This is a genomic window from Ruegeria sp. YKSD163 (assembly GCF_059612905.1).
This window is the reverse complement of the sequence record NZ_JBXWRM010000028.1, coordinates 1-13,260: the sequence shown is the minus strand read 5'-3', so window position 1 is coordinate 13,260 and position 13,260 is coordinate 1. Positions and strand designations below refer to the sequence as shown.

The 13,260-nt window shown below is 60.2% G+C and carries 12 protein-coding genes and 1 pseudogene; 5 read left to right on the top strand and 8 right to left on the bottom strand.

What is annotated here, in order from left to right; translation table 11 throughout:
• Window positions 1-17 precede the first annotated feature (17 nt).
• Window positions 18-290, top strand: a pseudogene (locus tag AC2FNA_RS22200) (IS21 family transposase); the annotation flags it as partial.
• Here the strand turns inward: AC2FNA_RS22200 and AC2FNA_RS22195 are convergent.
• From AC2FNA_RS22195 to AC2FNA_RS22160, 8 genes are read right to left on the bottom strand one after another with little or no spacing between them, the layout of a single operon-like run.
• Complete coding sequence (locus tag AC2FNA_RS22195; RefSeq protein ID WP_496830330.1) at window positions 287-2,539, bottom strand: molybdopterin guanine dinucleotide-containing S/N-oxide reductase; 2,253 nt, start codon at window positions 2,537-2,539, stop codon at window positions 287-289. The pseudogene AC2FNA_RS22200 and the gene AC2FNA_RS22195 sit on opposite strands and share 4 nt — an antisense overlap.
• A 30-nt stretch (window positions 2,540-2,569) precedes the next feature.
• On the bottom strand, window positions 2,570-3,211 hold the full coding sequence (locus AC2FNA_RS22190; RefSeq protein ID WP_496830328.1) for a LysE family translocator: 642 nt from the start codon (window positions 3,209-3,211) through the stop codon (window positions 2,570-2,572).
• A 25-nt stretch (window positions 3,212-3,236) separates the two neighbouring features.
• Complete coding sequence (locus AC2FNA_RS22185; RefSeq protein WP_496830326.1) at window positions 3,237-4,643, bottom strand: FAD-binding oxidoreductase; 1,407 nt, start codon at window positions 4,641-4,643, stop codon at window positions 3,237-3,239.
• A gap of 8 nt (window positions 4,644-4,651) precedes the next feature.
• Window positions 4,652-4,981 carry a hydroxyisourate hydrolase gene (locus tag AC2FNA_RS22180; RefSeq protein WP_496830325.1) on the bottom strand — a complete coding sequence of 110 codons (330 nt, stop codon included), beginning with the start codon at window positions 4,979-4,981 and terminating at the stop codon, window positions 4,652-4,654.
• Window positions 4,981-6,711, bottom strand: coding sequence for a thiamine pyrophosphate-binding protein (locus tag AC2FNA_RS22175; RefSeq protein WP_496830323.1), 1,731 nt, complete (start codon window positions 6,709-6,711; stop codon window positions 4,981-4,983). Before AC2FNA_RS22175 ends, AC2FNA_RS22180 begins: the two co-directional genes overlap by 1 nt.
• Before the next feature lie 15 nt (window positions 6,712-6,726).
• Window positions 6,727-8,286, bottom strand: a complete 1,560-nt coding sequence (locus AC2FNA_RS22170; RefSeq protein ID WP_496830321.1) for a tripartite tricarboxylate transporter permease — start codon at window positions 8,284-8,286, stop codon at window positions 6,727-6,729.
• 2 nt (window positions 8,287-8,288) lie between these two features.
• Window positions 8,289-8,777 (bottom strand): tripartite tricarboxylate transporter TctB family protein, encoded by a 489-nt coding sequence (locus tag AC2FNA_RS22165; RefSeq protein ID WP_496830319.1) that lies wholly within the window; start codon window positions 8,775-8,777, stop codon window positions 8,289-8,291.
• A gap of 29 nt (window positions 8,778-8,806) precedes the next feature.
• A complete protein-coding gene (locus AC2FNA_RS22160) occupies window positions 8,807-9,760 on the bottom strand; it encodes a tripartite tricarboxylate transporter substrate binding protein (RefSeq protein ID WP_496830317.1) in 954 nt (317 codons plus the stop codon).
• Between the two features lie 248 nt (window positions 9,761-10,008).
• Between AC2FNA_RS22160 and AC2FNA_RS22155 the strand changes: the two genes are divergently transcribed.
• The 4 genes from AC2FNA_RS22155 to AC2FNA_RS22140 all read left to right on the top strand — a co-directional run.
• Window positions 10,009-10,944, top strand: coding sequence for a LysR family transcriptional regulator (locus AC2FNA_RS22155; protein ID WP_496830315.1), 936 nt, complete (start codon window positions 10,009-10,011; stop codon window positions 10,942-10,944).
• A gap of 118 nt (window positions 10,945-11,062) precedes the next feature.
• Entirely contained in the window at window positions 11,063-12,229 is a 1,167-nt protein-coding gene (locus AC2FNA_RS22150) for an acyl-CoA dehydrogenase family protein (RefSeq protein WP_496830313.1), read from the top strand.
• Window positions 12,226-13,038 (top strand): enoyl-CoA hydratase, encoded by an 813-nt coding sequence (locus AC2FNA_RS22145; protein WP_496830311.1) that lies wholly within the window; start codon window positions 12,226-12,228, stop codon window positions 13,036-13,038. Before AC2FNA_RS22150 ends, AC2FNA_RS22145 begins: the two co-directional genes overlap by 4 nt.
• A gap of 3 nt (window positions 13,039-13,041) precedes the next feature.
• Window positions 13,042-13,260: selenium-binding protein SBP56-related protein (locus tag AC2FNA_RS22140; RefSeq protein ID WP_496830309.1), on the top strand; the 219-nt coding region annotated here is incomplete at its 3' end.

Below are 13,260 nucleotides of genomic sequence, written 5' to 3'. Positions count from 1 at the left end.
ACATTGGAGTGATCGGCATGGCATTTTTGAGTATTATTCGGCGTTGGGCATTGCGTGAGCATCTGTCTATTCGGGAGATCGCGCGGCGGACGAAGTTGTCGCGCAACACCATCAGGAAGTATTTGCGGTCTGGGGCGGTTGAGCCTGAGTTCAAGGTTGCCGAGCGACCGAGCAAGCTTGATCCCTTCGCGGCAAAACTGTCGGGTTGGCTGAAGACCGAGGCCGGGAAGTCACGCAAGCAGCGGCGCACCTCGAAGCAGTTGCACGATGACTTGGTGAAGCTTGGTTACGCTTCTGCACAGGCTTCGACCATTACCAGACAGGAATGGGCGATTGGTCCCTGAGCCAATTTCGATGTGCCCTTGTCGAGGGTGAGCATGTTGGGGTTGCCCCGGCGGCAGAGGTCACCCTCGGGGTCGAGCCAGGCGCCAGTGGCGATCTGGATCACGCCGGGGCGGATGGCGTCGCTCAGCCTCAATTCAGCCAGACAGGCTCCGCGTGTGTTGTGCAGGCGTACGATCTGGCCGCCCGTCAGTTTGCGTTCGGCGGCATCAGCCGGATGCATCATGACCGGTTCGACGCCTTTGGGACGATCGGCACGACTGACCGGGCCGTGGTCCAGCTGGCTGTGCAGCTTATTGCGCGGCTGGTTCGAGATCATGTGCAGCTGGCCCGGGTCAGCGCGGCCCAGCCATTCGGCAGGCTCCATCCAGGCCGGGTGGCCGGGGCAATCCTCATAGCCGAAGCCCGCGATAGTTTCGGAATAGATCTCGATCTTGCCCGAAGGCGTCGCCAAAGGATTGGCTGTCGGGTCGGTGCGGAAGGCCTCCAGCATGATCGTCGGTGCAGCGGGGGCGGGAACCCGGATCCAGCCGTCCCGCTGCAACCTGTCCCAGTGGGGCAGTTCCACACCCTGTTCCGCCGCCTGCTGGCGCGAGACATCCCAGAGCCAGCGCTGCCATTCCCCGGCGCTTTTGCCTTCGGTAAACATGTCTTCCACCCCCATCTCGGCAGCGACCCCGCGAAAGATGCCGTGGTCGTCCCGTGCTTGTCCGACGGGTAAGATGGCTTGATCCATCACCACCTGATAGGGGTCCTTGGGTGTCAACGCGATATCGCTACGCTCAAGCGGTGTCGTACAGGGCAGCACGATATCGGCGTGTTGTGCCAGGGCATTCCAGCACCATTCGTTGGCGATGATCGTCTCGGGTCGGGCCCAGGCACGGCGCATCCTGTTCAGGTCCTGATGGTGGTGAAACGGGTTGCCACCCGCCCACCAGACCAGTCGGATGTCGGGGTATTCGTAGGTCTTGCCGTCATACTCGAACCGCCCACCTGGATTTTCCAGCATCTCGGTGACACGTGCCACGGGAATGAAATCCGGGACCGGGTTCCGGCCCTGTGGAAAGGACGCATAGTTGATCTGGCGCCGGTTCAGCCCGGTATTGTTCATCGCCGAATAGCCGAAGCCGATACCGGTACCTGGCAGGCCGATTTGCCCCAGCATCGCGGCCAGCGCAATCGTCGCCCAAAAGGGTTGTTCGCCGTGATCCTGCCGTGTCAGCGCCCAGGCCGTCGAGATCATCGTGCGGCTGGCGGCCATGTTACGGGCCAGCTTTGCAATGGTTCTGGCCGGTATCCCGCAGATCTCTGCCGCCCATTCTGGCGTTTTGGCCTGCCCGTCCGTTTCGCCCCTCAGATACGCCGCGAAGCGATCAAATCCCACGCAATAACGGTCGAGGAAGTCGGGATCGTGCAAAGCCTCGCTCAGCAAGACATGGGCCAGCGCCAGCATCAGCGCCACATCGGTGCTGGGCTGGATGGCCAGCCAGTCCGCCCCGACGCGATCGAGAATATCCGAGCGCAGGGGCGAGATGTTCACGAACCTGACGCCAGCCTCATGGGCGGCCAGAAGCCCGCCCCGCTGCACATGCGCGCCGGTGCCGCCCTGGCTGATCTGGCCGTTCTTCAGGGGCACGCCGCCAAAGGCCACGAAGAGCTCGCAATCCGACGCGATGCTTTCCCAGCTTGTGGTCGTGTCGATATAGGCCCGGAAGTCGCCGAGGATATGGGGCACAACGACCTCGGCGGCGGCGAAGGAGTAAGTGTTCTTCGATCCGGTAAATCCGCCGATGCAGTTCAGGAACCGCTTAAGCTGGCTTTGCGCATGGTGAAACCGTCCGGCGCTGGCCCAGCCATAGGACCCGGCATAGATCGCCCGGTTCCCATGGGTCTTTCGGACACGGTCCAGTTCGCCCGCGACAATCCGGTTGGCCTCGTCCCAGGTAATCTCGACGAAATCGTCGGCCCCGCGCCGGTCGCCCGCCGCACCCGGGCCACCCTCCAGCCAGCCCTTGCGCACCATTGGTGCGGTGATCCGGGTTGGCCCGTCCAGCACATCGACGATGCCCGGACCAATCGCCGAAGGATCGGGGTCTTCCTCGAACCCGCGCAGTGCTGTGACCTTGCCGTCCTTCACCTCGACCCGGTGTGTGCCCCAGTGGGTGCTGGTAAGAAGCTCACGGGTTTGTTCGGACATGATCGATCCTTTCCGCGTTGATTGCGCCAGTCATCCGGCAACCTCGGTCCCTGCAACATTCTGCATCAACAACCACAGGGCAAGGCCAAGCATGACCAATCCCGCACACAGCCGGAACGCGCGATACGATGCCGGGCGGCTCAGATGCGGGCGCATCTGATGCGCCAGAAGGATGTAAAGCGCATGCGACATAACCGAGATGCTCAGGCATGTGGCAACGATCAGGAAAACCTGAAGCGGCATTGGCCGATCCGGGTCGGTATAGAGCGGGAAGATGGCGACGAAGAACAGCGCTGCCTTCGGGTTCAGGGCCGAGACGCCAGCCGCTTCGGCAAAGAGGTGAAACCTGGTGCGACGTGATGCCAGGGTAGACGCCGCGCAGACATGTGAAGAAGTCAGGATCATTTGCGCGCCAAGAAACAGCAGGAAACCGACGCCCACCCATTGAAACAGCGCCCAGGCACCCGGCGAGGCGATCAGCATCGTGAGCAAGCCAATGCCAGTCGCGGCCCCCAGAACCATCAGGCCCGCAGCATTGCCCATGACACTGAAGATGGCGCTTCGGTGTCCCAGCTCCACCGCCCGGCGAAGCGTGTTTAGGTTCCCCGGCCCCGGCGTGACGATGGCGACGCCTGCGACCAGAACGAGGGATATCCATGCCTCCCATGTCATCGGGTGCGGTGAGGCCGATAGGGCGTCACAAGACGGCACCCGGGTTCAGGATGCCATTGGGGTCGAGCGCCTGTTTGATGTGCCGTATCATCGTCAGCTTGACCGGGTCGCCATGGCGTTTCAGGGCATCGACCTTGGCCCGTCCGATACCGTGTTCGGCACTGATCGAGCCGTCGCAGTCAAGGGTTGCGGTGTCGATGATATCGGCGATCCGGGCGGCGGCGTCGGGACGGTGTTCGAGAAACACCTGCCGCGCGTTCTCGGGTGCAAAAACATTCACATGGATGTTGCCATCGCCAATATGGCCGTAGAAATTGGCGCGCAGGCTGGAAGCCCATTCGGCGAGATCCTGCGCGGTCCGGTCAATAAAATCCCCGATCCGACCAAGCGGCACCGAGGTATCTGAACTGTATAGCACCCCCTCCAGCTTGTTGTACTCGAACGCATTCTCGCGAAGTGCCCAAAGACTTGCCGCCTGCGCGCCGGATGTAGCGACCACGGCATCCGTGACCAGACCGGCCTCGAATGCCTGCGCAAGCGCGGCTTCCAGCCAGTCACTCAGGGCGCGGGGCCCCGCGATATCAGCGACCACATACCAGTCGTGCCGGTTCCTGAACGGGTCGCGCAGGGCGGGAAAGTGCTTCAGCGCCAGCGACAGGCCAAGCGCCGACATCAGTTCGAAAGCCGTGACAACCTCGCCCAACTGGTCGCGCAGGGTATTGAGCAAGTCGAGAGCGGCCCCGGGCGACTGGACGGCACACAACAGCGTGTCCCGGCTCTGCGTTGCGGGCGACAGCTTCAGCGTGGCGGCGGTGATGATGCCAAGCGTGCCCTCGGACCCGATCAACAGGTGGCGCAGGTCATAGCCTGTGTTGTCCTTGCGCAACGGGGCAAGGCTGCTAAGCACCGAGCCATCGGCCATCACCGCTTCGATCCCCAAGCAAAGGTCGCGAGCATTGCCATAGCGCAGGGTCCGCACCCCGCCCGCGTTGCTGGCCAGATTGCCGCCGATGGTGCAGCTTCCCTCGGAAGCGAGCGACAGACCGAACACGCGCCCGATCCCGTCTGCGGCGGCGTGGACATCGCACAGCTTTACCCCGGCCTCGACCGTGATCGCACTGTCAGCGGCGCTGACAGACCGGATCCGGGACATCCGTTCCAGTGACAGGACCACATGTCTGCTACAAGGATCGAGATGCCCGATCGCTCCACCTGTCCCGCCACCGAAGGGGATGATGCCGGTTCCGGTGTCGTTGCAGATCTTCAGGATGTGCGACACCTTATCTGCCGAATCCGGTCGCAGGATCAGCTCCGCCGCACCGGTGACACGCCCGCGCGGGTCTTCGTTGTATCGGGCGGTGTCGGGTCCCTCCAACCAGCCCTTGGGCCCACTGATCGTCTTCAACTTTTCCGCAATGTCGGGGGCCAGCATGGGGCGGGTTACTCCGAAGCCCAGACGGAATACCCGTTCGGACTGGCGATGATAGGGGAATGATAGGTGCCGTCGTCGTCGGGCATGCCGAACCGCAGCACGATCTCTCGCATACGCGGGGCGACGCCGCGCGCGACCCAGTATGCTCCAACATCAAAGGTCAATTCGTACTCGGCGTCGCGGTCAATGCGCGAGACCACTTCTTTCAACCGCCCCCCTGCGTCGGTCATGGTGTCAATCAGCGTCTCACAGGTCCCCAGATTGATCAAACGCACCGCGACACCGGCCGCATGGGTTCCGTCAACAGCATTCAAGATATGCGAGGAAACGGTCGCCATCACTCGATCGAGGCCTTGTCGCGTTTGTCCGAGGTCGCGGCGACGATTGGGCTGATCACACCGCGACACTTGACGTTGATGCAGGCCGTCTTGCCGGACGCGATGGCGCGTTCCAGGGCACCGGGCAGGTCCGCGCGACGCGTGACCAGTTCGCCGTGGCCGCCGAGACCCTCGAACATGCTGTGAAACGGGATGTCGCGGAAATCGGTCGCATAGTGCTGCCGATTTGAAAACAGTCGTTCCTGCTGCTGGCTGATACAGTCCAGCCCGCCATTGTTATCGACCACCACGACGATGGGAATGTTCTCCTGAAAGCAGGTTTCGATCGACAGCCCGCCTGATAGAAACGCGCCGTCGCCGGTCACCAGAACGGTTGTCTTGTCACGGTTGAGGTTCTTTGCGGCCAACGCAAAGGACACGCCGACACCCAGAAGCGAATAATTGCCCGGATGCAGGATGCCGCCCAGTACCCGGCCTCGCGCGGCGGCGATATTGGTGGCGATCTCGTTCCAGAAATGGGTGTTACCGCCGTCGAAGACCAGCCAGTCGCCGTCCTTCATCGCCTCTTGTACATCCAGCGCCAGTTGCAAGGGGTGCATCTTGCGGCCATCGGCCTCGTCCGTCGCCGTCTCGGCGGCGATGTGATCGGACCATTCCCGCACCCAGTCCTTGCGCCGCTGTTTTTGCAGATCAAGCCATGGCTGCCAGGTCTTATTCAGCCCCGCAAGCGCGGTCAGGAAGGCACCGGGATCAGAAAGCAAGGGCACATCCGCGCCGATGTTGTAATCCAGCTCTTCGTGGCTGCCGTTCACACAGATCAACTTGGTCTCGGGTTGGATGAACGGCGGATTCCCAAAGTTCATCTGGTTGTCGAGCCGACAGCCGACCATCACCACCACATCCGCCTCGTGGATCGCGGGTTTGGACGGGTGGTATTGGTGGAAATCCGCCAGCCCCATATAGGCATCGCACTTCTCGCCCAACATCTTTGTGTGATAGGGCACGTTGAAAATTGGTATGCGCAGCGTCTCACCCGCCCGCGCCAGAGCCTCCTCACCCCCCGACCACCAGGTGCCGTGACCGCCGATGATCACCGGCCGTTCGGCATTGCGGATTAGGCCCAGAACCACATCAAGTTGCGCCGGATCCGGCCAGGCGCGGGGCACGGGCTTGTCGCTGCGATCAAAGGGGCGCTCGTTTCGGCCTGCGTCCTCCTCAAACGAGGAGAACATGATATCGACCGGCAACGAAAGATGGACCGGACCGGGATAACCCGTGGTCGCTGCCTGCCAGGCGCGATCGACGAATTCGCTGATCCGCGAGCCATCGGTGATCTGGACCGAATACTTGGTCAGAGGCGCTGCGATAGCCACATCGTCGATTTCCTTGAACCCGCCCGCGCCCTGTCGCTTGAGCGTCGAGGATCCGGTGATGAAAATCACCGGCGTGCGCTCGCCCCAGGCTTCAAGCATGGCGGGCACCGCATTGGCAAAGCCTTCCGGCCCCACCAGACAAACGCTCGGCTTGCGTGTGATCCGGCTATGCCCGTCCGCCAGATGCCCCGCCACCTGTTCGTGCGGGCAGTTGATGATCGGCATCTGGCATTCCATGAACCCCTCAAGCGCGGGATTGCAGAACCCGCCCGCAAGCGTAAAGGCATGTTCCACGCCCTTTTCCTTCAATGCACGGGCAAGAAGCGCTCCGCCGCGAATCCTGGTGTGTGCGTTCATGGCAAAACTCCGTTTCTATGGGTTTCTGGGGCCGGAAGACGGGTCCGGCGTGTTTTTAAGAGAGGTCGCGATGCGTGTTCTTCTTTGGTGTTCGCTCCAGACGATCCGAAGCACGGCGACGATGGTCAGCAGGCAGAACGCCAGCGCAATCGGGCGTGTCATCAACAGCCCCAACGGATCACCTTGCGCAACCAGCAGGAATGAACGGAAGGACACTTCGAATTCGGGGGCAAGCACAAAGCCGATCAGGAACGCGACAAAGGAATAGTCGAATTTCTTCATCAGGTAACCGATGACCGCAAAGATGATCATGATGTAGAGGCTGACAATACTGTTGGTGGAGGCGAAAACGCCCGTCATGCAGGTCAGGCCGATGATCGAATAGCTGACATATTCGGGCGCTTTCACGATATGCGCATAAAGCCCGCTGCCCATGAGCCCAATCGCAAGATTGAAGAAATTCGCGACGAAAAGGATCGTGAAAATGCCGTATATCAGCGCCGGTTCGGTCTTGAACACATGCGGGCCCGGCTCGATCCCGTGAACCAGAAATGTGCCGATCAGCAACGCGGTGGTCACGTTGCCGGGGATGCCCAGCGTCAGAAGCGGCACGAAACTGCCGCCGACCACGGCGGAATTCGCCGCCTCGGGCGCGGCGACGCCATCCAGTGTTCCCTTGCCGAATTTCTCTGGGGTTTTCGAGTATTTCTGTGCAGTGCCATAGCCGATAAAGGCCGCCAGTGACGCGCCGATGCCCGGAAGCGCGCCAATGGCCGAACCGATCAGGCTGGAACGCAGCACGGTCTTCCAGTGGCGGGCAAACTCGGGCAGCGACAAATGCGGGCCGCTGGTGGCGCTGATCGGGTTGCTTTCAGTGTCCGAGGAAACCTCTTTGCGGCGCAGAAATGCGCGTTCGGCTGCAACCATGACCTCGGCCAGCCCCAGCATACCGATGGCGATGGGGATCAGCGGCAGTCCGTCCAGCAATTCAACGATCCCGAAAGTCATGCGCGGTGAGGCCGACATCGGGTCAAGGCCCACCATCGCGCAAAGCACGCCAAAAGCGCAGGCGATCAGCCCTCGCGCCAGGGATTTGCCGGTCAGGCCCGCCACGAAGGTAAAGGCAAAGAGCACCACGAAGGTCAGTTCGGCCGGTCCGAATTTCAACGCGATTTTCGAAAACGGGCTGGCCACCGCGTAAAGCAACAGGTCGGCAAGCATCGCCCCGCAGACAGAAGCAAAGAGCGCCATTTGAAGCGCTTGTTTCGCCCGTCCGGATTTTGACAGAGGGTAACCGTCAAAGGCGGTGGCCGTGGCCTCGGGAGATCCGGGCACGTTCAGCAGGATCGCCGATATTGACCCGCCAAAAGTGCCTCCCTTGTAGATGCCGATCAGGAAGGCCACGGCCGTCAACGGGTCCATTCCGAAGGTGATCGGTGCCAGAAGCGCAATCGCCATGGCGGCGGTCAGCCCCGGCACGGCGCCCATGAAGATGCCGATCGAGACTCCGGCGGCGATCGCCAGAAGCGGCCCAAGCGCGAATGCGTTCTGGATACCTGCAAGCAGCGCGTCCATAGTCAATCACTCCAGAGGTCGGCGGACGGCCAGAGTTGCAGGTGAACGCCCAGACCGAACCGCAAGCCCACGACGAGGATTGCCACCGCAACAGCCGACACTGCCAGAACAACCAGCGGGCGACGCCCGCCTGTTCCCACCATCAGGGCCGACACCAGAAGAAGCGCGACAGGCACATATCCGACCGGGCGCAGCAGGACGGCGAACACCCCGGCCAGCAGCGTTACCAGCAGCATGCCGAAGAGCGCCGCGCGCCCGATGGCAACATCTTTGGCATGGGGTATCCGGCTACGCCTTGCGGCCAGCAGGCTCTGCACTACTTCCAGCGCCGAAAGCCCAAGGATAATGGCAAGAGCCAGGGCAGGAAGCAGAGTTCCATTTGACCCAAAGAGTCGATTGTCTCCGCGCACATGGTCAGGAAGCGACCACAATGCAAATCCAGACAAGACGGCAATCACGATCGACGCAATGTTTCGGTTGGTCAACGGCACCGGCTCAACTCCTGCCCTGGCGATCCCGATCAGCTGCCGGAGTCGCTCATCACAGCTTCCATCGCAGCACTGATCGCATCGATTGAGGCAGCCGTCTCGGCCCCGTTCAGCGGCGTGATACCCACAAAACGGCCCTGCACAAGTTCCTGGAACTCGCCCGAGTTCGCCGCGTCAAGCAGAGCCTGTTCCAGTTTAGCGCGCACATCTTCGGGCAGTCCCTTGGGTGCGGCGATTACCGAGTTATAGCTGACCGCCGGATAGCCAAGGCTGGACATGGTCGGCGCATCCGGTGTCGCGTTCAGCGGCTCGGAGCCGGAGGCCGCAAGCACGATCATCTCACCCGATTTCACATATTGCACATGAGGGCCACCACTCAGCCCGAAATCAACGTGACCGCCCAGGATCGACTGCATCATGTTGGCGCCGCCCTTGATCGGCAGCGGAATGATCGTAACACCCGTCGCCTTGGCAATCGCGTCAATCTGCAACCGGTCGGCAGGGCCGAGCGAGCCGAACTTCAGCGGGATGCCGGTTTCCTTGGCATGTTCAAGCATCGAGGTCAGGTCGGTCCAGGGCTTGTCGGCAAGCGATACGAATGAGGTTTCGAACCGCGCCATGGTCAGGAGATAGTCGAAATCGTCCTTTGTATAGGCGACCTCGCCCTGAAGGGGGTTGAAGCCGAAGGTCAGGCTGGTGCCCACCACCAACGTATAACCGTCGGCAGGCTTCTCCTTGACGGCGGTTGCCGCAATGCTGCTGCCGGCACCGCCCATGTAGGTGTGCACGATCGTCTGTCCCAACTCTTCCGTAAGGGGTTCGGACAGTTTGCGCGCCATGGCATCCGAAAACCCACCGGGATTGAAGCCGATGATCATCTCGATCGGTTTTGTTGGATATTCATCGGCGGCAGCGACTTGGACTCCGGCCGTTACGAACAGGCCAGCGACCAGCGCAGCGCCTAGCAGCTTCTTGATTGGTCTCATTGGGTCCTCCCATTTGATACGCGCAGGTCTGCGGCCTGCGTTCTGAACAAAATCCTACCGTTTTCACAGGGCGAAACTAATTGTTTCACGGCATATACCCGATAGCAATTGACTATGACTCAAGCGCGGCATTGCGCGAAACCGGGTGGAATTTCTTGAAAAGTCGTGATTTTCGGGGCTAAGTTTATCCAGAAGGCATAGGAAACATACAACCAATCACAATGCAGCATTGCCAGAGGGAGGCGAAGATGAAGCTGACCCAACTTCAGTATTTCTGCGGCGTCGTTGAGCACGGAGGCTTCATTTCGGCGGCCAGGGAACTTAGTGTTGCCCAGCCCGCGCTGAGCCGCCAAATCTCGGATCTTGAGAAGGAACTGGAGTGCCAACTGCTTGAGCGTGGTCCTGCAGGGACGAAGGTGACAGCATCGGGCCAGCGGTTCTATTCCCGCGCCAAGAACGTTCTCGAACAGGTAAACCTTGCCAGGGCAGACGCCAAATCCAGCACGGACATGCTGACCGGTCAGATCACCATGGCACTGCCCGTGGGCATGGCGTCGCATCTCGCCGCGCCCATCGTGAAGAATGTCAGTGATGCCTATCCCGGCATCTCTGTCAGGATCGAGGACGGTCTGGGCTATGAAACCGGTCAGACCATCGACGCGGGCAAGGTCGATTTCGGGCTGCTGGCCAATGTCGGCAACCTTCAGAACGTTTCCATCGAACCGGTGTTCGAGGAATATCTCTTTCTGTTCAGCAAGCGGTCGGGAGAGCCGGACACATCGGACATCGATCTGATAGAGTTGCAAAATCTGCCGCTGATCATGCCAAACCGTAAGGTCAACGTGCGCCGGGCGCTCGAAAACAGCATGATGAAGATCGGCGGGCAACTGACCGTGGCCTATGAACAGCAGTCGCTTCTGACCATCCGCAGCATGGTGAAGGCGGGCATCGGGTCCACCGTGTTGAATTGGCCATCCATGGCGGATCTGTGGTTCTCGGGCGATCTGGATGCACGGCGGATCGTCAATCCGGGCTTGTCGCGTACCGTCTGTCTGGCGGTACCGATCAACCGCCCGCTGTCCTCCGCAGCGACCGCAGCATATGACATCGTGCGTCAGACATTGATCGCCGAAGTGAAAGAAGGCAACTGGCGCGGCGGTGTGATGCTGAAGGACATCAACTGAGCCGCGCGGCGCGAAAGGCAATCGCAAATCCACATTATGGGAATAGCCAATAGGGATTTGTTGGTACTGACAGTCTGCGGGTAGGGAACTGGGTATCGGATCACGATGCAGGTAAAGCATGCCAGACCTTACTCTCCCCACTACACCCTGGATGGACGAAGAGCTTTTGATGCTTTCGGACGCCTGTGCACAGTTTTACGAACGGGAATGTTTGCCGCATTACGAGGAGTGGGAAGCGCAGGGATCTTTTCCGCGTGACTTGTGGCTGAAGGCGGGTGAAATGGGCTTGCTGGGTGCGGAGGTGCCCGAAGACTATGGCGGCTTGGGCGGCAGCTTCGCGCATGATGCGGTCATTGCTTATCAAGGCAATCTGGCCGGGATTGATGGCTGGGGCGGCGGTCTGCACAACTCGATCGTGATCCCGTATCTCATTCACTACGGTTCCGAAGATCAGAAAAAGCGTCTTCTCCCGCGCATGATCTCGGGCGATCTGATCGGCGCCATCGCGATGACCGAACCCGGCGCCGGATCAGATTTGCAGAACATCAAGACGACCGCTGTCAAGGATGGCAATCATTACAGGATTTCCGGCTCGAAGACCTTCATCACCAATGGCGCGCTGGCGAACATGATCATTGTCGCGGCCAAGACCGAGCCAAAGGCGGGCGGGCGTGGCATTTCCCTGTTTCTGGTGGAAACCGATGGGCTTGAGGGTTTCCGGCGGGGACGCAATCTCGACAAGCTGGGGATGAAATCGAACGACACGTCAGAGCTCTTCTTTGACGATATGCGCGTTCCTGCTTCGGCCCTGTTGGGAGCAGAAGAAGGGCAGGGTTTTGTACAAATGATGCAGCAATTGCCGCAGGAGCGGCTGCTGATCGGCGTCTATGCTGTGGCGCGGATCGAGCGCGCCCTGCGCGTCACCCTGGACTACGTCGCCGAGCGGTCAGCTTTTGGGAAAAAACTCGCTGACTTTCAGAACACCCAGTTCGTGCTGGCCGAGTGCGCAACCGAGGCGACAATTGCCAAGACGTTCCTTGATGCCTGTATTGCGGAACATCTTGAAGGCAATCTGACCACCGAAAAGGCCTCGATGGCGAAATACTGGCTGACCGATCTGCAGGCAAAGATCATCGACCGCTGTCTGCAGCTTTTCGGCGGCTATGGGGTGATGTCTGAATACCCGATGGAGCGGATGTACCGCGACAACCGGATTGAACGGATTTACGCCGGCACCAACGAGATCATGAAACTGGTGATCGCGCGCGGATTGCTGAGGGAATGAGCATGAAAATTCGCAGCGATATTGTGCTTTGTGAAACATCAAACAAGGTTGCGCGCTTGACGCTCAACCGTCCGGCTGCGCGCAATAGCCTGTCCCTTGCCATGCTGGAGCAACTGCATAATGCAATACACGCGCTTGGCTCTGATAACAGCATCCACGTCATCATTATCGCGGGCAATGGGCCTGCCTTTTGTGCCGGCCATGACTTGAAGGAAATGACGGCGGCCCGCAGCAGACCGGACAAGGGAAAAGAATTTTTCCAGCAAACAATGTCGGCCTGTTCGCGTCTGATGCAATCGATTGTGACCTGCCCCAAGCCTGTGATTGCGCAGGTTCATGGCATAGCCACCGCCGCCGGGTGTCAGCTTGTGGCAAGCTGCGATCTGGCCGTAGCGGCAAGTGATGCGCGTTTCGGTACCCCCGGCGTCAATATTGGCCTTTTCTGTTCCACCCCGATGGTCGCTCTCAGCCGCAATGTGTCGCGCAAGCGTAAGATGGAAATGCTTTTGATCGGTGTTATGTTGTCAGCTGACGAGGCCGCCGGGTTTGGTTTGTTGAACAAAATCACCACGCCTCAGAATTTGACAACCGAAACAGAGGCGTTGGCAAACAAGATCGCTTCGAAAGCGCCGGCCACCCTGAGGATCGGGAAAGAGGCCTTTTACAAACAGGCCGAGATGACGCTGCAACACGCCTATGATTACGCATCGCAGGTCATGGTCGCCAATATGATGAAACCGGATGCCGAGGAAGGCATCGGGGCTTTCATCGAAAAACGCCTGCCGAATTGGCAGGCACTGGGAGGATAATCAATGGAGTGTTGCGGGCCGGGCTATGCGTCCCCTCAGGCGGCGATTGAAGCGCCGCGTGAGAAGTTGCTTTATACGATTGCGATTTACACTGGCACGGGCATTCAAAAGCCGGATTACCTTGCGACGGTGGATGTAGACCCCGACAGCCCGACCTATTCCCAGGTGATCCACCGGTTGGAAATGCCGGGGATTGGCGACGAGCTGCATCACATGGGCTGG

Coding starts and splice junctions, on each gene's coding strand:
- AC2FNA_RS22195 (WP_496830330.1), bottom strand. CDS start 2,539: ATGTCCGAACAAACCCGTGAGCTTCTTACCAGCACCCACTGGGGCACA.
- AC2FNA_RS22190 (WP_496830328.1), bottom strand. CDS start 3,211: ATGACATGGGAGGCATGGATATCCCTCGTTCTGGTCGCAGGCGTCGCC.
- AC2FNA_RS22185 (WP_496830326.1), bottom strand. CDS start 4,643: ATGCTGGCCCCCGACATTGCGGAAAAGTTGAAGACGATCAGTGGGCCC.
- AC2FNA_RS22180 (WP_496830325.1), bottom strand. CDS start 4,981: ATGGCGACCGTTTCCTCGCATATCTTGAATGCTGTTGACGGAACCCAT.
- AC2FNA_RS22175 (WP_496830323.1), bottom strand. CDS start 6,711: ATGAACGCACACACCAGGATTCGCGGCGGAGCGCTTCTTGCCCGTGCA.
- AC2FNA_RS22170 (WP_496830321.1), bottom strand. CDS start 8,286: ATGGACGCGCTGCTTGCAGGTATCCAGAACGCATTCGCGCTTGGGCCG.
- AC2FNA_RS22160 (WP_496830317.1), bottom strand. CDS start 9,760: ATGAGACCAATCAAGAAGCTGCTAGGCGCTGCGCTGGTCGCTGGCCTG.
- AC2FNA_RS22155 (WP_496830315.1), top strand. CDS start 10,009: ATGAAGCTGACCCAACTTCAGTATTTCTGCGGCGTCGTTGAGCACGGA.
- AC2FNA_RS22150 (WP_496830313.1), top strand. CDS start 11,063: ATGCCAGACCTTACTCTCCCCACTACACCCTGGATGGACGAAGAGCTT.
- AC2FNA_RS22145 (WP_496830311.1), top strand. CDS start 12,226: ATGAGCATGAAAATTCGCAGCGATATTGTGCTTTGTGAAACATCAAAC.